20 protein-coding genes are annotated in these 20,528 nt (G+C 72.2%); 11 read left to right on the top strand and 9 right to left on the bottom strand.

Annotation, left to right across the window (positions count from 1 at the left end; genetic code table 11):
* The first annotated feature begins 64 nt into the window (after positions 1–64).
* The 5 genes from lnt (at position 65) to AC07DO_RS09890 (ending at position 6,805) form a co-directional block, all read left to right on the top strand.
* Positions 65–1,678, top strand: coding sequence for an apolipoprotein N-acyltransferase (lnt, locus tag AC07DO_RS09910; RefSeq protein ID WP_479058242.1), 1,614 nt, complete (start codon positions 65–67; stop codon positions 1,676–1,678).
* 103 nt (positions 1,679–1,781) lie between these two features.
* Positions 1,782–2,255 carry an NUDIX hydrolase gene (locus AC07DO_RS09905; protein ID WP_479058240.1) on the top strand — a complete coding sequence of 158 codons (474 nt, stop codon included), beginning with the start codon at positions 1,782–1,784 and terminating at the stop codon, positions 2,253–2,255.
* A gap of 88 nt (positions 2,256–2,343) precedes the next feature.
* Positions 2,344–3,531, top strand: a complete 1,188-nt coding sequence (locus AC07DO_RS09900) for a methyltransferase (protein WP_479058239.1) — start codon at positions 2,344–2,346, stop codon at positions 3,529–3,531.
* Between the two features lie 263 nt (positions 3,532–3,794).
* A complete protein-coding gene (locus tag AC07DO_RS09895; protein ID WP_479058238.1) occupies positions 3,795–6,158 on the top strand; it encodes a phosphoketolase family protein in 2,364 nt (787 codons plus the stop codon).
* Positions 6,146–6,805, top strand: a complete 660-nt coding sequence (locus tag AC07DO_RS09890; RefSeq protein ID WP_479058237.1) for an alpha-ketoglutarate-dependent dioxygenase AlkB family protein — start codon at positions 6,146–6,148, stop codon at positions 6,803–6,805. Before AC07DO_RS09895 ends, AC07DO_RS09890 begins: the two co-directional genes overlap by 13 nt.
* A gap of 3 nt (positions 6,806–6,808) precedes the next feature.
* Here AC07DO_RS09890 and AC07DO_RS09885 read toward each other — a convergent pair whose 3' ends face one another.
* The gene (locus AC07DO_RS09885; protein ID WP_479058235.1) at positions 6,809–7,306 is read right to left on the bottom strand and encodes a methylated-DNA--[protein]-cysteine S-methyltransferase; all 498 of its coding nucleotides are present in this window, start codon (positions 7,304–7,306) and stop codon (positions 6,809–6,811) included.
* Between the two features lie 205 nt (positions 7,307–7,511).
* On the opposite strand from AC07DO_RS09885, the gene AC07DO_RS09880 reads away from it, so the two are divergent.
* Positions 7,512–9,533: an oxidoreductase gene (locus AC07DO_RS09880; protein WP_479058234.1), complete on the top strand. Its 2,022-nt coding sequence runs from the start codon at positions 7,512–7,514 to the stop codon at positions 9,531–9,533.
* 41 nt (positions 9,534–9,574) lie between these two features.
* Positions 9,575–10,108: a PadR family transcriptional regulator gene (locus AC07DO_RS09875; protein ID WP_479058232.1), complete on the top strand. Its 534-nt coding sequence runs from the start codon at positions 9,575–9,577 to the stop codon at positions 10,106–10,108.
* Positions 10,109–10,113: 5 nt separating this feature from the next.
* On the opposite strand, the gene AC07DO_RS09870 is transcribed toward AC07DO_RS09875, so the two are convergent.
* The 4 genes from AC07DO_RS09870 to AC07DO_RS09855 form a co-directional block, all read right to left on the bottom strand.
* Positions 10,114–11,244 carry a Gfo/Idh/MocA family protein gene (locus AC07DO_RS09870; RefSeq protein WP_479058230.1) on the bottom strand — a complete coding sequence of 377 codons (1,131 nt, stop codon included), beginning with the start codon at positions 11,242–11,244 and terminating at the stop codon, positions 10,114–10,116.
* Positions 11,241–12,008, bottom strand: coding sequence for a sugar phosphate isomerase/epimerase family protein (locus AC07DO_RS09865; RefSeq protein WP_479058229.1), 768 nt, complete (start codon positions 12,006–12,008; stop codon positions 11,241–11,243). The genes AC07DO_RS09870 and AC07DO_RS09865 overlap by 4 nt, the downstream gene beginning before the upstream one ends.
* 172 nt (positions 12,009–12,180) lie before the next feature.
* Complete coding sequence (locus AC07DO_RS09860; protein ID WP_479058227.1) at positions 12,181–12,684, bottom strand: hypothetical protein; 504 nt, start codon at positions 12,682–12,684, stop codon at positions 12,181–12,183.
* Positions 12,685–12,844: 160 nt separating this feature from the next.
* Positions 12,845–13,303: a nuclear transport factor 2 family protein gene (locus AC07DO_RS09855; RefSeq protein WP_479058226.1), complete on the bottom strand. Its 459-nt coding sequence runs from the start codon at positions 13,301–13,303 to the stop codon at positions 12,845–12,847.
* Between the two features lie 87 nt (positions 13,304–13,390).
* Here AC07DO_RS09855 and AC07DO_RS09850 point away from each other — a divergent pair, with 87 nt between their 5' ends.
* Positions 13,391–13,969: a PadR family transcriptional regulator gene (locus tag AC07DO_RS09850; RefSeq protein ID WP_479058225.1), complete on the top strand. Its 579-nt coding sequence runs from the start codon at positions 13,391–13,393 to the stop codon at positions 13,967–13,969.
* Between the two features lie 45 nt (positions 13,970–14,014).
* Here AC07DO_RS09850 and AC07DO_RS09845 read toward each other — a convergent pair whose 3' ends face one another.
* Positions 14,015–15,013: a fibronectin type III domain-containing protein gene (locus AC07DO_RS09845; protein WP_479058223.1), complete on the bottom strand. Its 999-nt coding sequence runs from the start codon at positions 15,011–15,013 to the stop codon at positions 14,015–14,017.
* 301 nt (positions 15,014–15,314) lie between these two features.
* Here AC07DO_RS09845 and AC07DO_RS09840 point away from each other — a divergent pair, with 301 nt between their 5' ends.
* Positions 15,315–16,082, top strand: coding sequence for a glycoside hydrolase family 75 protein (locus AC07DO_RS09840; RefSeq protein WP_479058222.1), 768 nt, complete (start codon positions 15,315–15,317; stop codon positions 16,080–16,082).
* 100 nt (positions 16,083–16,182) lie between these two features.
* Here AC07DO_RS09840 and AC07DO_RS09835 read toward each other — a convergent pair whose 3' ends face one another.
* The 3 genes from AC07DO_RS09835 to dhaK are packed head-to-tail and all read right to left on the bottom strand — an operon-like array spanning position 16,183 to position 18,273.
* On the bottom strand, positions 16,183–16,593 hold the full coding sequence (locus AC07DO_RS09835) for a PTS sugar transporter subunit IIA domain-containing protein (RefSeq protein WP_479058221.1): 411 nt from the start codon (positions 16,591–16,593) through the stop codon (positions 16,183–16,185).
* Positions 16,586–17,224, bottom strand: coding sequence for a dihydroxyacetone kinase subunit DhaL (dhaL, locus tag AC07DO_RS09830; RefSeq protein ID WP_479058220.1), 639 nt, complete (start codon positions 17,222–17,224; stop codon positions 16,586–16,588). The genes AC07DO_RS09835 and dhaL overlap by 8 nt, the downstream gene beginning before the upstream one ends.
* Before the next feature lie 56 nt (positions 17,225–17,280).
* Positions 17,281–18,273, bottom strand: a complete 993-nt coding sequence (gene dhaK, locus AC07DO_RS09825; RefSeq protein WP_479058218.1) for a dihydroxyacetone kinase subunit DhaK — start codon at positions 18,271–18,273, stop codon at positions 17,281–17,283.
* Between the two features lie 267 nt (positions 18,274–18,540).
* Here dhaK and AC07DO_RS09820 point away from each other — a divergent pair, with 267 nt between their 5' ends.
* Positions 18,541–18,990: an SRPBCC family protein gene (locus AC07DO_RS09820; RefSeq protein WP_479058216.1), complete on the top strand. Its 450-nt coding sequence runs from the start codon at positions 18,541–18,543 to the stop codon at positions 18,988–18,990.
* A 433-nt stretch (positions 18,991–19,423) separates the two neighbouring features.
* Positions 19,424–20,464 (top strand): helix-turn-helix transcriptional regulator, encoded by a 1,041-nt coding sequence (locus AC07DO_RS09815; protein WP_479058215.1) that lies wholly within the window; start codon positions 19,424–19,426, stop codon positions 20,462–20,464.
* Positions 20,465–20,528 lie beyond the last annotated feature (64 nt).

Genomic DNA, 20,528 nt, shown 5'->3' with positions numbered 1-20,528 from the left:
GGCCGCCGCACCACCCCGCGGACCGAGCTGTCGGCGCCCTCGTGACGCGCCGTACACTCCCCGAGTGACCGCCACCACCACTCCCGTAGACGAGCCGGATCAGCTCGATCCGCGGCCCCCGCAGGCCTCCCGCGCCACACGTCTCCTGCGCCGGCTCGTGCCCGCCGCCGTGGCGGCCCTCTCCGGAGTGCTGCTCTACGTCAGCTTCCCGCCCCGCACCCTGTGGTGGCTGGCGCTCCCCGCCTTCGGCGCCCTCGCCTGGTGTCTGCGCGGCCGCACCTGGAAGGCGGGCCTCGGCCTCGGCTACCTCTTCGGTCTCGGCTTCCTCCTGCCGCTCCTCGTCTGGACCGGCGTCGAGGTCGGCCCCGGCCCGTGGCTGGCGCTCGCCGCCGTCGAAGCGGTCTTCGTCGCCCTCGTGGGCGCGGGCATCGCGGCCGTCTCACGGCTGCCCGGATACCCGCTGTGGGCGGCCGCCCTGTGGATCGCCGGGGAAGCGGCACGCGCGCGTGTGCCGTTCAGCGGATTCCCCTGGGGGAAGATCGCCTTCGGGCAGGCGGACGGCGTGTTCCTGCCGCTCGCCGCGCTCGGCGGCACCCCCGTGCTCGGGTTCGCGGTCGTCCTGTGCGGCTTCGGGCTGTACGAGGTCGTGCGCCAGGTCGTCGACGTACGCGCCACCCGTGTCCTGCACCGCCGCGCGGCCGCCGTCGCCGCCGTCAGCGTGCTCGTCCCCGCCCTCGGCGCCTTCGCGGCGCGCCCGCTCGTCAGCGACGACGCGGAGGACGGCACGGCGACCGTCGCCGCGATCCAGGGCAACGTCCCGCGCGCGGGCCTCGGCTTCAACGCACAGCGCCGCGCCGTCCTCGACCACCACGTGCGCGAGACCGAACGCCTCGCCGCCGAGGTGAAGGCCGGCAAGGTGGCGCGCCCCGACCTCGTCCTGTGGCCGGAGAACTCCTCCGACATCGACCCCTTCGCCAACCCGGACGCGCGCCTCGCGATCGAGGGCGCGGTCAAGGCCATCGGCGCGCCGGTCTCCGTCGGCGGGGTCGTCGAGAACAAGGACGGCAAGCTCTACAACGAGCAGATCCTCTGGGACCCCAAGAAGGGCCCCACGGACACGTACGACAAGCGCCAGATCCAGCCGTTCGGCGAGTACATCCCGCTGCGCTCCCTGGTCAGCGCGTTCAGCAGCGACGTCGACAAGGTGCGCAGGGACTTCAGCCGCGGCACGGCCCCCGGTGTCTTCACCATGGCCGGGACGAAGGTGGGCATCGCGACCTGCTACGAGGCGGCCTTCGACTGGGCGGTGCGCGACACCGTCACCCACGGCGCGCAGATCATCTCCGTGCCGAGCAACAACGCCACCTTCGACCGCAGCGAGATGACCTACCAGCAGCTCGCCATGTCCCGGATCCGCGCGGTCGAGCACAGCCGCGCCGTCACGGTCCCGGTCACCAGCGGCGTCAGCGCCGTCATCATGCCGGACGGGAAGATCAGGTCGAAGACGACGTGGTACACCGCCGACTCGCTCGTCGAGGAGGTCCCGCTGCGCTCGTCGCGGACCCCCGCGACGCGTCTCGGCGTGCTCCCCGAGGGCATCCTGGTCCTGATCGCCGCGGGCGGTCTCGGCTGGGCCGTGACGTCGGCGGCGCGGGCCAGGCGGAGCGCCGGGGCGTAGGAGCCCGTGTCGGACGCCGGGTCCAACTGCCGATCACGGGGCCCGGATCGACGCCCCCCCGGCCCCCGACTGGTCGGCGGCGTATCGCCGTTAGGGTCGGAGCATGGCTACTCCTGATTTCATCCGCACCATCCGCGCCGACGCCGGCCAGCAGCTGCTCTGGCTCCCCGGGGTCACCGCCATCGTGTTCGACGACGAAGGAAGGGTGCTGCTCGGGCGGCGCTCCGACAACGGCAGGTGGTCGGCGATCGGCGGCATTCCGGAACCGGGCGAGCAGCCCGCCCGGTGCGCGGTGCGCGAGGTGTACGAGGAGACGGCCGTGCACTGCGTGCCCGAACGCGTCGTCCTGGTCCAGGCCCTCGAACCGGTGACCTACGACAATGGCGACATGTGCCAGTACATGGACATCACCCTGCGCTGCCGTGCCGTCGGCGGCGAGGCGCGGGTCAACGACGACGAGTCGCTGGAAGTCGCGTGGTTCGACGTGGACGCGCTGCCCGAACTGCACGAGTTCTCGCTGTCCCGGATCAAGCGGGCGCTGGCGGACGAGCCGACCTGGTTCGAGCCCGCCCCCTGACGCCTTCGCGCCCCGACACCCGGACGCCCCGACGCGGCCGCGGGCTGCGGCCCGTGGCCCGGCGGCTCTCCGTTAGCCTGAGGGCACGATGAACCGTTTGAGCACGTCATGGGGCGCGTACGACCTCACCCGCTTCCCGGAGGACCCCCGCGACCAGCTGCGCGCCTGGTCGGCCGCCGACGCTTATCTGCTGCGCCAGCTGGCGGGTGACGAGGACGCGGCGCCCGACGGGTTCCCCGCGACCGTCGACCTCTCCGGGACGGTGGCCGTCCTCGGTGACCGGTGGGGCGCGCTGACCACCGCGCTCGTCGGGCACGCGCGCGTACCGGTCCAGATCACCGACTCGTTCCTCGCACAGGAGGCGACCCGCGCCAACCTCGCCCGCGCGGGCCACGCGCCGGACGCGGCACGGCTGTTGACGACCAGGGACGCGCCGCCCGCCCGCGTCGACGTGCTCCTCGTCCGCGTACCGAAGAGCCTCGCGCTCCTGGAGGACCAGCTCCACCGGCTCGCACCCGCCCTGCACGAAGGCACGGCCGTCATCGGCACCGGCATGGTCACCGAGATCCACACGTCGACGCTGGAGCTCTTCGAGCGGATCATCGGCCCCACCAGGACCTCCCTGGCCCGCCAGAAGGCACGGCTCGTCTTCAGCGCCCCCGACCCGGCGCGCGCGGCCGGCCCCAGCCCCTGGCCGGGCCGTTACGTGCTGCCCGCGGACTCCGGGGCGGGCGCCGGCCTCACCGTCGTCAACCACGCGGGCATCTTCTGCGCGGACCGGCTCGACATCGGCACCCGCTTCTTCCTCAAGCACCTGCCGCGCGCCCGCGCCGCAGCCCACGTCGTGGACCTGGGCTGCGGCAACGGCGTGCTCGGCACCGCCGCCTCCGTCGCCGACCCCGACGCCACGGTCACCTTCATCGACGAGTCGTTCCAGGCCGTCGCCTCCGCCGAGGCCACGTTCCGCGCCAACGCCGCCGACGGCGCCCAGGCCCACTTCGTGGCGGGCGACGCCCTCTCTGCCGTACCGCCGGGGACGGTCGACGTCGTCCTGAACAACCCGCCGTTCCACAGCCACCAGGCCACGACCGGCGCGACCGCCCACCGCATGTTCACCGGCGCCCGCGCCGCACTGCGCCCCGGCGGCGAGCTGTGGGTCATCGGCAACCGCCACCTCGGCTACCACGTGAAGCTCCGCAAGCTCTTCGGCAACGCGGACGTCGTGGCGAGCGACCCGAAGTTCGTTCTGCTCCGGGCGGTGAAGGGCGGGCACTGACCCCCTATGGGGCCTGTTCGGCCCTCCCGCGGACGCACGAACGGTGGCAGCGTCGTGGTCCGGGGCCGGGGCAGTGCGACCGGGGCCGGTCGGGCACGCGGTGCTCCGCCATGCGCGCTGCCCGGTGGCGGCCGTCGGACACGGCTGATGTGCTGGACGCGGCGAAGCCATGAGCGCCCCGCACGACTGACCCGCCGTTCCCGTGGAACCCGCGGGACACCCTTGACTGCAGCCGTACGCACCGAACCTGCGAGGAGGACCTTGTGGCACCCGTGGCGAAGGACCGCCTGGCGGCACTGGACGCCCACTGGCGCGCCGCCAACTATCTGGCCGTCGGCCAGATCTACCTGATGAGCAACGCCCTGCTGACCGAGCCCCTGCGGCCCGAGCACATCAAGCCGCGCCTGCTCGGGCACTGGGGCACCTCACCCGGTCTCAACTTCGTCCACACCCACCTCAACCGCGTCATCCAGGAACGGGATCTGGACGCGCTGTGCGTGTGGGGACCGGGCCACGGCGGGCCCGCCGTGCTCGCCAACTCCTGGCTCGAGGGCAGTTACACGCAGACGTACCCGGACATCACACGGGACGCGGAGGGCATGGCGAAGCTGTTCCGCCAGTTCTCCTTCCCCGGCGGTGTGCCCAGCCACGTGGCGCCCGAGACGCCGGGATCGATCCACGAGGGCGGCGAGCTCGGCTACTCGCTCGCGCACGCCTACGGAGCCGCCCTGGACAACCCGGACCTCCTGGTCGCCTGCGTGATCGGCGACGGCGAGGCCGAGACGGGACCGCTCGCCGCCTCCTGGCACTGCAACAAGTTCCACGACCCCGCGCACGACGGCGCGGTCCTGCCGATCCTCCACCTCAACGGCTACAAGATCGCCAACCCGACCGTGCTGGCCCGGCTCCCCGAAGCCGAGCTCGACGCGCTCCTCAAGGGCTACGGACACCAGCCGATCTATGTCGCCGGTGACGAGCCGCACGAGATGCACCAGGCGATGGCCGCCGCGATGGACCGGGCGCTCGACCGCATCGGGGCCATCCAGGAGGCAGCCCGGAGCGGCGACGGGGCCCAGGGCCGCGAACCCTGGCCGGTCATCGTGCTGCGTACCCCCAAGGGCTGGACCGGCCCCGCGGCCGTGGACGGCGTGCCCGTCGAGAACACCTGGCGTGCGCACCAGGTGCCGCTGTCCGGGGTCCGCGAGAACCCGGACCACCTGCGGCAGTTGGAGGAGTGGCTGCGCTCGTACCGGCCCGGTGAGCTCTTCGACGCCGAGGGCCGCCCGACCGAGCAGGTCGTGTCCTGCGTCCCCGAGGGCGAGCGCAGGCTCGGCGCCACCCCGCACGCCAACGGCGGCAGGCTCACCCGCGAGCTGCCCGTCCCGCCGCTCGAACGGTTCGCCGTCACCGTCGACAAGCCGGGCACGACGCTGCACGAGCCGACCCGGATCGCGGGCGCCCTCCTCGCGCAGGTCATGGCGGACACCGCGGAGCGCAGGGACTTCCGGGTCGTGGGCCCGGACGAGACCGAGTCCAACCGGCTCGGCGCGCTGTACGACGTCACCGGCAAGATCTGGCAGGACCGGACCCTCGACACGGACGAGCACCTCGCACGCGACGGCCGCGTCATGGAGGTCCTCTCCGAGCACCTCTGCCAGGGCTGGCTGGAGGGATACACGCTCACCGGCCGCCACGGCCTGTTCTCCTGCTACGAAGCGTTCGTCCACATCGTCGACTCGATGGTCAACCAGCACATCAAGTGGCTGAAGACCTCGCGCGCGCTGCCGTGGCGTGCACCCGTGCCGTCGCTGAACTACCTGCTCACCTCACATGTGTGGCGGCAGGACCACAACGGCTTCTCGCACCAGGACCCGGGCTTCGTCGACCATGTGCTGAACAAGAGCCCCCATGTCGTACGCGTCTATCTCCCGCCGGACGCCAACACCCTGCTCTCCGTCACCGAGCACGTGCTGCACAGCCGTGACTACGTCAACGTCGTCGTCGCCGGCAAGCAGCCCTGCTTCGACTGGCTCTCCCTCGACGAGGCCCGCGCCCACTGCGCGCGCGGGGCGGGCGTCTGGGAGTGGGCGGGGACGGAGCAGGGCACGCGCGAGCCGGATGTGGTCCTCGCCTGCGCCGGTGACGTGCCCACGCAGGAAGTGCTCGCCGCCGCCGCCCTGTTGCGCGAGCATCTGCCCGAGCTCACCGTGCGCGTCGTCAACGTCGTCGACATCGCCCGACTGATGCCGCGCGAGGAGCACCCGCACGGCATGGCCGACTCCGAGTTCGACGCGCTCTTCACCCGCGACAAGCCGGTGATCTTCGCGTACCACGGCTACCCGTGGCTGATCCACCGCCTCGCCTACCGCCGTACCGGCCACGCCAACCTGCACGTACGCGGCTACACGGAGGCGGGCACGACCACGACCCCCTTCGACATGGTCGTGCGCAACAACCTCGACCGGTTCCGCCTCGTCATGGACGTCGTCGACCGCGTCCCGGGCCTGGCCGTGCGCGCGACGGCGGTGCGCCAGGCGATGGCCGACGCCCGCACGCGCCACCACGCCTGGATCCGCGAGTACGGCACGGACCTTCCCGAGGTCGCCGACTGGACGTGGCCGTACTGAACGAGCTGTTTCCGCGGGCCCGCACCGTCCTCGCCCCGGGGGCGGTGCACCTGCCCGACTGGCTGGGGCCGGAGGCGCAGCTGCGCCTCCTCCAGGCGTGCCGGGAGTGGGCCCGGCCGCCCGCCGGGCTGCGCCTGGTCCAGACGCCCGGCGGCGGCGCGATGACGGCGCGGCAGGTCTGCCTGGGGTGGCACTGGTACCCGTACGGGTACGCGCGCACCGTCGTCGACGGGGACGGCGCCCCGGTGAAGCCGATGCCGCCGTGGCTCGCCGAGCTGGGCCTGCGGGCCGCCGAGGCCGCGGGCCATGACGTCGAGGAGCCGTACGACATCGCTCTCGTCAACTTCTACGACGCCGACGCGCGGATGGGCATGCACCGCGACAGCGACGAGAAGTCGGGAGCCGCGGTGGTGTCCCTGAGCCTCGGGGACACGGGTGTCTTCCGCTTCGGCAACACGGAGACGCGCACGAAGCCCTACACGGACGTCGAGCTGCGCAGCGGCGACCTGGTGGTGTTCGGCGGCGCCTCGCGTCTCGCGTACCACGGGGTGCCGCGAGTGCTCCCCGGCACCTCGCCGCCCGACCTCGGGCTGACCGGGCGGCTGAACATCACGCTGCGGGTGAGCGGTCTCGGCGGGGACCGGTGAGGGTCACGCCGCCTCCAGGTCGAGGAGCAGCCGCTTGCGCTCCAGGCCGCCCGCGTATCCGGTCAGGGAGCCGTCGGCGCCGATGACGCGGTGGCAGGGGCGGACGACGAGGAGCGGGTTGCGTCCGACGGCGGTGCCGAGGGCGCGGACCGCGGCGCGCGAGAGGCCGAGGCGTTCGGCGAGCCGTCCGTAGGTGGTCGTGGTGCCGTAGGGGACCGTGTCGAGGGCGTCCCAGACCTTGCGCTGGAACTCGGTGCCCGCCCCGGCGGCGTACTCGATGTCGAAGTGGGTGAGGCTCCCGGCGAAGTACGCGCGCAGCTGCGCGGTGACCGCGTCGAACGCCGCGTCGTCGCGGACCCAGCCGTCCCGGACGACGGCGCCGCCCTTCTGGCCCGGCACGGACAGCGAGACCAGTGCGGTGCCGCCCTTCGCGGTGGCCGACTCCTCGCCCACCAGCAGCAGCTCGCCCAGCGGGCTGTCGATCGTCGCGTAGACCGTCATCGGACTCTCCTCAAGCGTTCGGTTCCTGTCTCCAGTCTGCGTCGCGCGCGAGGGCGGGGCTGGCGGGATTCGGACATCGCACTGCGGGCTTCCCTGTCCACGGGGGGCCACGAGGAGACGCTGCTCACCAGTTATGCAACTAGTTGCATAACTGCCTCGGGCTGGTCTACAACTGTCCTGTAGACACCGCGTACGGAGGGGCCGCATGAGCCGTTACCCGAACCTGCTGAACCCGCTCGACCTGGGCTTCACCACCCTGCCCAACCGGGTCCTCATGGGCTCCATGCACGTGGGCCTCGAAGAGGCCCCGAACGGCTTCGAGCGGATGGCGGAGTTCTACGCGACCCGCGCGCGCGGCGGCGTCGGCCTCATCGTCACCGGCGGCATCGCCCCGAACGAGCTCGGCCGCCCCTGGGACGGCGGCGCCAAGCTGACGACCGACGCCGAGGCGAAGGAGCACGAGGCGATCACCGCCGCCGTGCACGCCGAGGGCGGGAAGATCGCGATGCAGATCCTCCACTTCGGGCGGTACGCCTACCACGACAAGCTGGTCGCCCCGAGCCCGCTCCAGGCGCCGATCAGCCCCTTCGTGCCCCGCGAGCTCACCGACGACGAGGTCGAGCAGACCGTCGAGGACTTCGTGCGCGCCGCCGAGCTCGCCAAGTCCGCCGGCTACGACGGCGTCGAGGTCATGGGCTCCGAGGGCTACCTGATCAACGAGTTCATCGCGGCCCCCACCAACCGGCGCACCGACCGCTGGGGCGGCAGCTACGAGAACCGCATCCGCTTCCCCGTCGAGATCGTCCGCCGCACCCGCGAGCGCGTCGGCGCCGACTTCATCATCATCTACCGCCTGTCCATGCTGGACCTCGTCCCCGGCGGTTCGACCCTCGAAGAGGTCGTCCACCTCGCCAAGGAGATAGAGGCGGCGGGCGCCACCATCATCAACACCGGCATCGGCTGGCACGAGGCGCGCATCCCCACCATCGCCACGTCCGTGCCGCGCGGCGCGTACAGCTTCGTGACGAAGAAGCTCATGGGCGAGGTCTCCGTACCGCTCGTGACCGTCAACCGCATCAACACCCCCGAGATCGCCGAGCAGTTGCTGGCCGACGGCGCCGCCGACATGGTGTCCCTCGCGCGCCCGCTGCTCGCCGACCCCGACTTCGTCAACAAGGCGAAGGACGAGCGGCCCGAGGCCATCAACACCTGCATCGGCTGCAACCAGGCCTGCCTGGACCACACCTTCAACCTGCAGATCACCTCCTGCCTGGTGAACCCGCGCGCCTGCCACGAGACCGAGCTCGTGCTCTCGCCCACCCGCACCAAGAAGCGCCTCGCCGTGGTCGGCGCGGGACCCGCCGGTCTCGCCTTCGCCGTCTCCGCCGCCGAACGCGGCCACGACGTCACCCTCTTCGACGCCGCCGACGAGATCGGCGGCCAGCTCAACGTCGCCAGGAAGATCCCCGGCAAGGAGGAGTTCGACGAGACCCTGCGCTACTTCCGCACCCAGCTCGACCTGCGCGGCGTCACCGTCAGGCTGAACACCGTCGTCACCGCGGACGACCTCGCGGGGGACGCCTTCGACGAGGTGGTCGTCGCCGCAGGCGTCACCCCGCGCACCCCCGAGATTCCCGGCATCGACCACCCCAGCGTCGTCGGCTACCTCGACGTGCTGCGCGACGAGGCGCCCGTGGGGGAGCGGGTCGCGATCGTCGGCGCGGGCGGCATCGGCTTCGACGTCGCCGAGTTCCTCACCGACGGCGGCGAGAAGGCGAGCCTGGACCCGGCGACGTACTTCCGGCAGTGGGGCGTCGACATGGACTACCGCGAACGCGGCGGCCTGACGAAGCCCGAGCGGCCCACCCCGCCGCGCACCGTCCACCTGTTGCAGCGCAAGACGTCCAAGGTCGGCAAGGGCCTCGGCAAGACCACGGGCTGGATCCACCGCACCGAACTGCGCCACCGCGGCGTCGCGATGGTGGCGGGCGTCAGCTACGACCTGATCGACGACGCGGGCCTGCACATCACCGTCGACGGCGAGTCGTCCGTCATTCCGGTCGACACCGTCGTGCTCTGCTCCGGCCAGGAGCCGCGCCGCGACCTGTACGAGGAACTCGTCGCGGCCGGGGTCGCCGCGCACCTCATCGGCGGCGCGGACGTGGCCGCCGAACTGGACGCCAAGCGCGCCATCAAGCAGGGGACGGAGCTGGCCGCCGCGCTGTGAGGCGGCCCTGCGGCGCGTACCGCCGTCCCTAGGATTGCCCCATGTCACTCCCGCACGCGATCCTCACCGCCCTCCTGGAGAAGCCCTCGTCCGGCCTCGAACTGACGCGCAGGTTCGACAAGTCGATCGGCTACTTCTGGTCGGCCACGCACCAGCAGATCTACCGCGAGCTGGGCAGGCTGGAGCGGGACGGCGCCATCCGCGCCCTGCCGCGGCAGGGCGTGACACGCGGGCAGAAGAAGGAGTACGAGGTGCTGCCGGCGGGCCGCGAGGAGCTGGCCCGCTGGACGGCGGCGAGCCAGGACCCCAAGCCGCTGCGCGACACCCTCCTGCTGCGCCTGCGCGCCGCCGCGGTCGTCGGCACGCAGGGCATCCAGGAGGACCTGCACCGCCATCTCGACCTCCACCGGCGGCAGTTGGCCGAGTACGAGGAGATCGAGAAGCGGGACTTCCCGCCCGGCAAGGACGCCGTCGAGGACCGGCTGCGCCATGTGGTGCTGCGCGCGGGCATCGACCTGGAGACGTTCTGGACGCAGTGGCTCACGCGCACGATCGACGAGCTGGAGGCGCCGTAGCGTCATCAGGTGGTGCGGCTTCCGCTTCCCAGGGTCGGCTCCTCGGGGTCCCAGTCCTCCGGCAGCGGCTCGGGCGGCACGATCTGCGCGGCGAGCGGCACGAACTCCGCCCGGTGCGCGGAGTGCGTGATCGCCGTCATCGTCTGCAGCACGTGCAGCGCGAGCGCGCCGGACGCCCGGTGGGGCCCGCCGCCGCGCACGGCCCGTGCCATGTCGACCACACCGAGGCCGCGCCCGTCCGTCCGCCCCCGCACGGGCAGCTCGCGCCACGTGCCGGAGCCGTTCGGGAGCAGCTTCAGCGGCCCGCCGAACGTGTTCGGATCGGGCACGGAGAGCGTGCCGTCGGTCCCGGTGATCTCGAAACGGATGCGGGGGAGAGCCGAGTCGAAACTGAACGTCGAGTCGGCCCGCACGCCCGAGGCGAACCGCAGGAGCGACGACACGTGCGTCGGTACGTCGACGGGAAAGGTCCGGCCCGCCTTCGGCCCCGACCCGACGACCCGCTCCTCGCGGGCGCGCGCCGCCGTCGCGGCCACCTGCTCCACGCTGCCGAACAAGGCGACGAGCGAGGTCAGGTAGTACGGGCCGAGGTCGAAGAGCGGTCCCGCGCCCGGCTGGTAGAAGAACGCGGGATCGGGGTGCCACGCCTCGGGCCCGAGGCCCTGGGTGACCGTCGTCGCCGCCACGGGAGCGCCGATGTGCCCGGCCGCGACGGCCCGCAGTGCCGACTGCAGTCCCGCGCCGAGGAACGTGTCCGGCGCGTTGCCGACGAGGAGTCCGCGCTCGGACGCCTCGGCGAGCAGCTTCTCCGCCTCCGTGGGGACGAGCGTGATGGGCTTCTCGCCGTAGACGTGCTTCCCGGCGCGCAGGGCGGCGGTGGCCACCTGCGCGTGGGCGGCCGGCACGGTCAGGTTGACGACGAGTTCGACGTCGGGCAGGGCGAATACGTCCGCGGGGCCGCCCGACACGGGTATGCCGTGGGTGCGGGCCACGGCGGCGGCGCGCTCCTCGTCGAGGTCGGCGACGGCCAGGATCCGGACGTCCGGGAACCGGCTCAACGTACGCAGGTACTGGGCGCTGATGACACCGGCGCCGATGACGGCGACGCCGACGGGGCCGACGGGTGCCGAGGTCATGCCGCCGCCAGGGAGGCGAGGTAGGTGCGGCTGGCGGAGAGCTCGTCGAAGAGGGTGTCGGCGTCGCCGGCGCAGGAGTCGAACTCGACGACGCGCCAGGCGTCCGGCGCGGCGGCGAGGATCTCCGGCACCGGCATGGTGCCGCCGCCGACCGCCACGTTCGGGTCCTCCTTCGTGCCGGGCCCGTCCTTGAGGTGCAGGGCCCGTACGCGGTCGCCGAGCCGCTTCAGGAGTGCCGGGACGTCGGCGCCGCCGACCGCGGCCCAGTAGGTGTCGACCTCCAGGAACACGGTGGGGTCCAGCAGTTCGGCGAGCAGGTCGACGGCGTGCAGGAGCCCCGCTTCTCCGTCGTCGAAGCGGGGCTCGATCTCCCACCAGTGGTTGTGGTATCCGATGCGTATGCCGTACCGACCGGCCACGTCCGCAAGGGAGTTGAGGCGGTCGGCGGCCCGCGCGAGGCCGTCGCGCGAGGTGAACTCCTCGGGCGGGATGCCCGCGGGAACGATCGCCAGGTCGGTGCCGAGCGTCGCCACCGCGTCGAGGACGGGGCCCGGGTCCGGGCCGAGCAGTTGCACGGCGTGCGTGCCGGAGACGGTGAGTCCGAGGTCGTCGACGATCCGCCGCAGCCCCTTCGGATCGCCGAGCACGTCGTACGCCTCCACGGCGTCGAACCCGAGACCGGCGAGGCGGCGCAGCGTCCCCTCCCGGTCGGCGACGAGCTGATCGCGCACGGTGTAGAGCTGAACGCTGAGCGGTCGTGGCATGAACGCGCCCTCCCTGTCGGCTGGGAGGACGGTAAGTCGGTTCGGTGGGGCGGGCAAGGGTGCCTCGGGGCGCGCGGACGACGGTGTCCCGGCATGCGGCTGCCGCCCACCCGCGGTGGTGGCGGACGGGCGGCAGTCGGTGGCGTCCTGGCGGTCGTGGTCCCGACGCCCGTCAGGTGCGGCCGGCCGCGGCGCGACGGCGCAGGTACCAGACGCCGCCGGCCGCCGCCGCGGCCACCAGGGTCCCGCCGCCGACCAGCGTCAGCGTGCCCCGGTCCTCGGTGCCGCCGCCGAGCCCGCCACGGACGCCGCGCGCGGGCGCGGTCGTCGAGGAGGTCGTCGGCGCGGCGCCGACGGTGACGGTCTGCGGCCCGACCGACGTGCCGTCCTTGCAGGAGACGAGCACGGTGTAGGAGCCGGCGCCGACGTTCTGCCACGTCGCGGTGCCGTTGACCAGCTCCGCCTGTTGACCTCCGGCGAAGCTGGCATGGGCGGGGTTCATCAGCGAGGCCGTGCCGCCGTCGGTGCACACGCCGGTGGTGGCCCGCACGGTGGAACCGGTGGCGGTGACGGTGAGGTCGCCGGCAGCGGACGCCGACGGCGCGGCCAGGAGCAGCGGCAGCGACGCGGCGGTGGCGATCAGGCCGGTACGGACGCATATCTGAGTGGTACGCATGAGTCTGCCCTCCGGTGCACGGGAGGCGGTACAACCCATGCGCCGCCGGAGTCGGGGAACGGCCCGTGCTACCTGACGAAGAGCCAACGCGGCGCGGGCGGGGACCGCATGCGGACGGCCGCCGGGCAGGTGACGGAATCCTTCGTCCGGCGCAGACGCGTCACCGGGGGGCCGGGGCCAGACCGGCCGCGACGAGTCCCTCGTGGACCGCCTGCCCGAGCGTCTGCACCGCCGACTGCGGACGCACCATCACGGTGAACTCCTTGATCCTCCCTTCCTCGTCGAAGTGCAGCAGGTCGATGCCGTGGATCTCCTTGCCGTTCACGGTGGTGCGGAACAGCAGCACGTTCGACTCGGCCTCCGTGCCGTCGACACTGGTCTGCGCCTCACCCGCGTACGCACCCACGTACCGGAAGTCCTCGAACGTGCGCAGCAGCACGCCGAAGAGCGCGAGGACCATGGGCCGCCCCTCGAAGGGCGTGAACTTGACCGGGCTGTAGAGCCGGACCTCCGGAGTGAACAACTCCTCCAGGGCATCGAGATCGCCCTGCTCGACGAGAGCGCGGAAGCGCGCGGCGGTGGGATGGACGGGGGTCGTACGGTCCGGGGTGCGGGTCATGCGGTCCTCCATAGTCATCAATCTGACTAGTCACATTGATGACTATGATGAGGGCGCTGGGCGGCGAAAGGGAAGGGGTCCCGACAGATGGCTCTGCGGCACGCGGTGCTCGCGGCACTGCTGGACGGCGAGTACAGCGGATACCAGTTGGCCAAGGGTTTCGACATGGGCGTGGCCAACTTCTGGCACGCGCTGCCCCAGCAGCTCTACGCCGAGCTGGCCAAGCTGGAGAGGGAGGGCCTGGTCGCCGGGCACGAGGTCGTCCAGGAAGGGAGGCCCAACAAGCGGCTGTTCAGGGTCACCGAAGAGGGCCTCGCCGAGATGGAGCGGTTCGCCGCACGGGCCGCGAAGCCGTCCTTCATCCGCGACGACCTGCTCGTCAAGGTGCAGGCCGTCGACGGCGTGGCCGCCGGGCCGGTGATCGAGCAGCTCACGGAGAGGGCGGCGGTCGCCGACGCGAAGATCGAGGTCCTGGAGAAGCTGCTCGTGCGGCTGCGCGGCGCCGCCGACGAGGACGAGTTCCTGCGCACCGGCGAGCGCGTCGGCCCCTATCTGACATGCCTGCGCGGTCTCGCCTTCGAGCGCGAGTCCCGCGACTGGTGCCGGCGCGCGGCGGCTCTGCTGGGCGAACGGGAGGCCGCGGCGCACGGGCCCCGGCCTTCCTGAGGCGTACGCCGACCGCGGTCCGCCCCGGTCGGCGGTCCGTCCCTGTCAGCCCGTGGTGACGGTCCGTTCGGGGGAGTAGCCGCCCCAGGTCCCGTCCGGCAGCTTCGGGCGGATGCGCACCCGGTGCCGTTCCCCGGCCTTCTTGCCGATGTAGAAGCTGTGCTCGGCCTTGTCGCTCGGTGCCGTCCCGCCGAAGACGAGGGAGGTGGTGGTGCGCCCGTCCAGCTGGATCTGGTACTCCGCCACCGCCCCGCCGGTGCGCGGCGGCGTCCACGCCAGGTCGATGTAGTACGCCCCGTCGGCGCGGTGCGTGTCCGCGCGGAACCCGATCGGCGCGGTGCCGCGCCCCGAGTCCTTGCCCGCCGCGGTCCTGAGGCGGACCTCACGGCTCGCGGGCGAGAAGTTGTCGGCGGCGTCCCGCGCCTTGACGGTGAACGTGTAGTCGGTGCCGGGCCGGAGTCCGGTCACGAGCGTCGCGGTCTGGTTCCCGCCCACGCTGTGGATCTTCGAGCCGCCCTGGAAGACCTCGTACGACGCGACCTTCTTGTCGTCCGACGACTTCCCCCAGGAGAGCATCGCCGCCCGGCTCCCCGCGGCCTCGCCCTTCAGCCGCCCGGGCCGGGACGGAGGCTTGCGGTCGGCGGCGGCCGCGGCGGGCATCGTGACCGTCAGCTGCTTGCTGTCCTCGCTGAGGTTCCCCTCGGCGTCGCGGGCGCGGACGGTGAAGCGGTACGAGGCGGACGGCTCGAGGCCGACGACGTCCACCATGGACTCCCGTCCCGTCACCTCCTTCACCTTCTTGGCGTCGCGGTACACCTCGTACGCGGTGACTTCGGTGTCGTCGGTGGCCTGGTTCCACATGACGTGGGCGGTGGTGGAGCTGCCGGCCTGCACGGTGAGGCCGCGGGGTGCCGCCGGGGGATTGTTGTCCTCGGCACCGTCGCCGCCCCACGCGCAGCCGCCCAGAGCGGCGGCGGTCGCGGCCATGACGGTGAGCAGGGCCATCGGGGCCGGATGGGCGGACGGGCGGGGGATCCGTCGCACGGTGCTGCTGCCTTCCACTCGACGGCACGGGTACGGCATGGGTACGGCATTGGTACGGACCTATTTGACACAGGTGACGGGGGCACATCAAGGGGTGGGGCGTCCGCCGTACGGACCGTGATCGGTGGAAGGGGCATACGGCGGTGCACAAATTGGCATATGTGGCTTTCGAGCCGTCAGCTGTCCCCGACGTCCTCGGTGTCCGTGAACCTCGGTGTCCGTGCCCTCGGTGTCCGCGCCCTTGGTGACCGTGCCCTTGGTGACCGTGCCCTTGGTGTCCCCCTACGAAAGGCCCTTTCCCATGCGCAAGAAACAGACGGCCTTGGCCGTCGCCGCCGGAGCCGCTCTCCTCGTCCCCGCCTGTTACGCCGCCGCGGCCCAGCAGTCGTCGGCCGAACCGGACGTCAAGCCGTTCCCCGTGGCGCCGGGTTCAGCGGCCGAACCGATCCGTGAGGGAACGACGCGTCAGGGCGCGGTCCACGAGGGAACGGTCCGCGCCGCCGACCTCCTTGCCGCGACCCGGTCCTGCGAACAGGTCTCACGCGGCAAGTACCGCACGGACGACGGCGCACGCGCGGACGTCCCCGTCTGCGCCACGCGCGGCGCGGTCTTCTGGAAGGCCGACATGGACATCGACTGCGACGGCCGCGCGGGCAAGGCCTGCAATCGCCGCACCGACCCGCTGTTCCAGCCCGCCACCGCCTTCCAGCAGTCCGACGGCCGCCACCTGGACGCGGAAAACCTGCCCTACGTGGTCGTGCCCGGCGCGAGCCGCCGCTGGAACCACACCGAGCACGGCGTCACGGGCGGCACGATCGCCGCCGTCGTCCACCGCGACCGGGTCCAGTACGCCGTCGTGGGCGACACCGGCCCCACGGACCTCATCGGCGAGGCGTCGTACGCCACGGCCCGGGCGCTCGGCATCAACCCCGACCCGCGAACGGGCGGCGCGGGCCCCGAGGTCACGTACATCCTCTTCAAGGGCCCCAAGGCGCAGCCGATCGAGAGCCACCGGGCCGCGGTCGCGCGGGGCGACCAGCTGGCCAGGCAGCTCGTACGACGGAACTGACGCCCACGGGCCTGGCGCCCACGGACTGACGCCCACGGAACTGAAGCCGACGGAACTGACCCACCGTGCAGGGGCGTTGGGCGCCCCTGGTCACCGCTCGTCACACCTTCCGATAGGTGTACGCCTCCGCTGCCGCCGCCTCGACCGCGGCGAGGTCGGCCCCTGCCGACGCGGACACCACCGCGGCCACCGCGCCCTCGACGAACGGGGCGTCCACCAGGCGTGTGCCGTCCGGAAGTTCGTCGCCCTCGGCGATCATGGCCTTCACGGTCAGGACCGCGCTGCCGAGATCGGTGAGGACGGCGACCCCGGCTCCGCCGTCGACGCGTGCGGCCGCCGCCGAGATCAGTTCCGCGCTGGTGCCGAGACCGCCGTCCGCTGTCCCCCCGGCGGCGGCCACCGGCGCCGTGCTGCCGCCGCCCGCGAGCCCGGTGGCGAGCGCGGCGACCGCCTCGGCGACGGCCCCGCTGTGCGACACGAGGACGATGCCCACCAGCGGGCCGTCAGTCACGGTTGTCCTTCCGCGAGCCGTCGTTACCGTCCACGGTCTCCGCGAGGGTCTCGAAGAGCAGCGCCGAAGACGTGGCGCCCGGGTCCTGATGTCCGATGCTCCGCTCGCCCAGGTAGCTGGCGCGGCCCTTCCGCGCCTGGAGCGGAGTCGTCGCCAAGGCGCCCTGGAGCGCGGCCTCGCGCGCCGTGCCGAAAGAGCCGAAGGAGCCGTCGAGCGCGTCGATGCCCGGGACGAGCGCGTCCAGCATCGTCTTGTCGCCGGGCGCGGCACCGCCGAGCGCGGCCACGGCGTCGACGCCGGTGCGCAGCGCCTCGGCGAACCGTGCCGGGTCGACCTCGGGGGCGTCGCCGAGGTCCTTGCCGGTGCGGCGCAGCAGCGTTCCGTAGAGGGGCCCGGAAGCACCGCCGACCGTGGAGATCAACTGCCGTCCGGCCAGCGTCAGGACGGCGCCGGGTGTGTCCGGTACCTCCTTCTCCAGGGCGGCCGCGACGGCGAGGAAGCCGCGCCGCAGATTGCTGCCGTGGTCGGCGTCGCCGATGGGCGAGTCCAGTTCCGTGAGCCGTTGCGCCTCACGGTCGACGGCCGCGGCGGTGGCCGTCAGCCAGCGGCGGAAGAAGAGGGCGTCGAGCACGGAGCCTCCTTGCGTTGCGGGATGCGGATCGATGCCGGGGTGGAGCGGGGCCGGCGTCAGTACCCCCAACGCAGCGCAGGAGTGCGTACCGGCGCGTCCCACAACCGGAGTGTCTCCTCATCGACCTGACAGAGCGTCACCGAGGCGCCCGCCATGTCGAGCGAGGTGACGTAGTTGCCGACGAGGGTGCGCGCCACGGCGACTCCCCGCTCGACCAGGACGCGCTGGACCTCGGCGTTGAAGCCGTACAGCTCGAGCAGGGGAGTGCCGCCCATTCCGTTGACGAGGAGGAGGACCGGGTTGCGCGGCGCGAGATCCTCCAGCACGGCGTTCACGGCGAAGTCGGCGATCTCGCGGGACGTCATCATCGCGCGCCGCTCGCGCCCCGGCTCGCCGTGGATCCCCACGCCCAACTCCAGCTCGCCCGGCGGCAGTTCGAAGGTGGGGCCGCCCTTGGCGGGCGTACTGCACGCGCTGAGCGCGACGCCGAAGCTGCGCGTGTTCTCGTTGACGCGCCGGGCGACGGCCTCGACCCGCTCCAACGGCAGGCCCGCGTCGGCGGCGGCTCCGGCGAGCTTCTCCACGAAGAGCGTGCCGCCGGTACCGCGCCGCCCCGCGGTGTAGAGGCTGTCGGTGACGGCGACGTCGTCGTCGACGAGCACCTTCGCCACCTGGATGCCCTCGTCCTCGGCGAGCTCCGCGGCCATGTCGAAGTTGAGGACGTCACCCGTGTAGTTCTTCACGACGAAGAGCACGCCCGCACCGCTGTCCACGGCGGCCGCGGCCCGCACCATCTGGTCGGGCACGGGCGAGGTGAACACCTCGCCCGGCAGGGCAGCCGACAGCATCCCCGGCCCCACGAACCCGCTGTGCAACGGCTCGTGCCCGGACCCGCCGCCCGAGACCAGGGCGACCTTCCCCGCCACCGGAGCGTCCCTGCGTACGATCACACGGTTCTCGACGTCGATGGTCAGCTCGGGATGAGCGGTGGCCATCCCGCGCAGCGCATCAGCGACGACGGTCTCCGCGACGTTGATCAGCATCTTCATGGGCGTCTCCTAGGAAGGCTGACAGGCAGGTCCTTCACCTGAGTTTTTGCTGGTCAAGGCAGGTGTGGCCAGTGTGCGGTCTCGGCGGTGCGTAGCGATCCGAAGCGGCTTCCGACGGTACTGAGGAGTGCCGCTGTCGGCAGTATCGACCTTGCGGCAGCGAAGGTCACGCGCGAGGACTTCAGAGCCGCGTCCGGGCCCCGAATCGACAACCATCTCGGAGTGCCCGGATCTTGCTAGTCGGTACCGGCGGGGAAGGGTGAGCTTGTGCAGCATTTCGAGGTCGTGACAGCCGTCACCGCACCCCCGGACCAGGTGTTCGCGATATGCCTGACCGTGGAGTCACATGTCCGCTCGATGGCCGATTCTTCAGAGCGCGCAGTCGGCGGCAAGGCCCAGGGCGAGCTGGCGCTCGGTGACACGGTGACCTTCCGAGCTCGCCATCTCGGCCTGACCTGGCGGCTCAAGGCCCGCATCACCTCTTACGACCGGCCCCGGTGTTTCGTGGACGAGCAGGAGTCCGGACCCTTCAAACGATGGCGCCACGCCCACCATTTCGAGCCGGACGGCACCGGCGGCACCATCATGCGAGACGTCATCGACTTCGCCTCACCGTTGGGACCGGTCGGGCGCATCGTCGACAGACTCCTCCTGCGCCGGTATATGTCCCACCTCATCAGAATGCGCAACGCCTACCTGGCGAGCACTTTCGACTGACTGGCCGGGCAGGCACCCGCGCCGCACCACCCTGCACCGCCGTGACCTACGGGGCCGACCGCCCGTGCCATGGGCTGAATGAGGTGCTGCCCCGCCCACCTGCCCCGCCTCACCGACCAGACCACGATGAGCAGACTGCGCTCGCCGCGCCCGAGCCATTGCGTGCCGTTCCATCGGGAGCGGCTCCGGAGGTGCGGCCTGCCGCGCTCCACCCACACGAAGGTCCCTTGCCGTAGAGGCCCTTCGCTGTTGTCCGGTACCGGTCAAGCGGTGGGCTCGCAGGGGACGGGGGGGGAGGGGGACCGGGCAGCCCAGGACCAGGCCGAGCAGCGCCTGGCGTTCGGCGTCGTCCGCTCCCACCGCGAGACTGACCGGCGCTCCCGACCGGGACAACTCCGTGCGGCCACTGACCCCCGGCCGTCATACTTGCGGCGTGACTGCCCAGACGGAAAAGTCCCGGCTCGCCGTCCCCTCGGTGGGGGCGGAGGCAGTGACGGTCGAAGAACTGGGCGAGGCGCTCTCCGGCGAGATCGGCCGGTGTGTGCCGCACGACGGTTACTGGCTCGTGGGGGCCGACCCGCTCACGCTGGCCGCGTCGTTCCAGACCATGCGCAACGGCTTCGGCGTCGAGGGACAGCGCACGCTGGAGCGGGAGTTCGGGCTGCCCGACGAGGCCTTCCCGTTCCCCGAGCTGATCTTCGGGCCCACGCCGGTGGGCGTGTTGAGCCGGAGTGTCCACGAGCACCGCCGAAGCGCCCGGCTGCACGAGGTCATGCGCGACGCCGGCCACGGTAGCGAGATGCGCCTCGCACTGGTCCGCGGCGGCCGTGTCCGCGGTGGCCTGGTCCTGTTCCGGCGCCGCGGCACCAGGCCGTTCTCCGAGCCGGAGACCGAGGCCGCCGTGCGTCTCGCGGGCCCCCTCGCCGCGGCGCTTCAAGGGTTCGTGGCGAGCAAGCCCCTGCGCGTCGCACCCCTGACCGGGCCGCCAGGGGTGGCGGTCGTCGGCGGGGACGACAGGATCAGGGCAGCCACCCCCGCGATCCGCTCGTGGCTGCGGGAGCACGTCCTGGCCGGAGGCCCGGTCATCGACGACGAGGCACTGTTCAGCGCCCTGTGCAACATCACCCACACTGCTCGCAGGACCGCCGAGGGCACCGCTGCCAGCAGGCTGTACACCTCACGCGGCTGGGTCGTCCTGCACGCACAGCCCCTGGACGACCTGGCCACGGGAGACACGGTGGTCACCCTGCAGCCCGCCTCGGGCGACAAGCTCATCCCCGTGGCCGTGGACTGGTACGGGCTCACCCCCCGTGAACACGACGTCCTGCTTCACCTGGCGCAGGGACGGTCGGCGAAGAACATCGCGCGCACGCTCGGTCTGTCCACGCCTACGGTCAACAGCCATATGCAGGCGGTCTACCGAAAGGTGGGCGTGGCGGGACGCGAGGTCCTGATGGCGGCCCTGGTCGGCTGAACGGGCCCCCCGGGGGCTGCGCGGGCGGCGCATCGACAGCGTCGGCCATGCCCAACCCAGGGCG

This window comes from Streptomyces sp. NPDC045678, from assembly GCF_056432085.1.
This window is presented reverse-complemented; position numbering and strand designations above follow the sequence as displayed.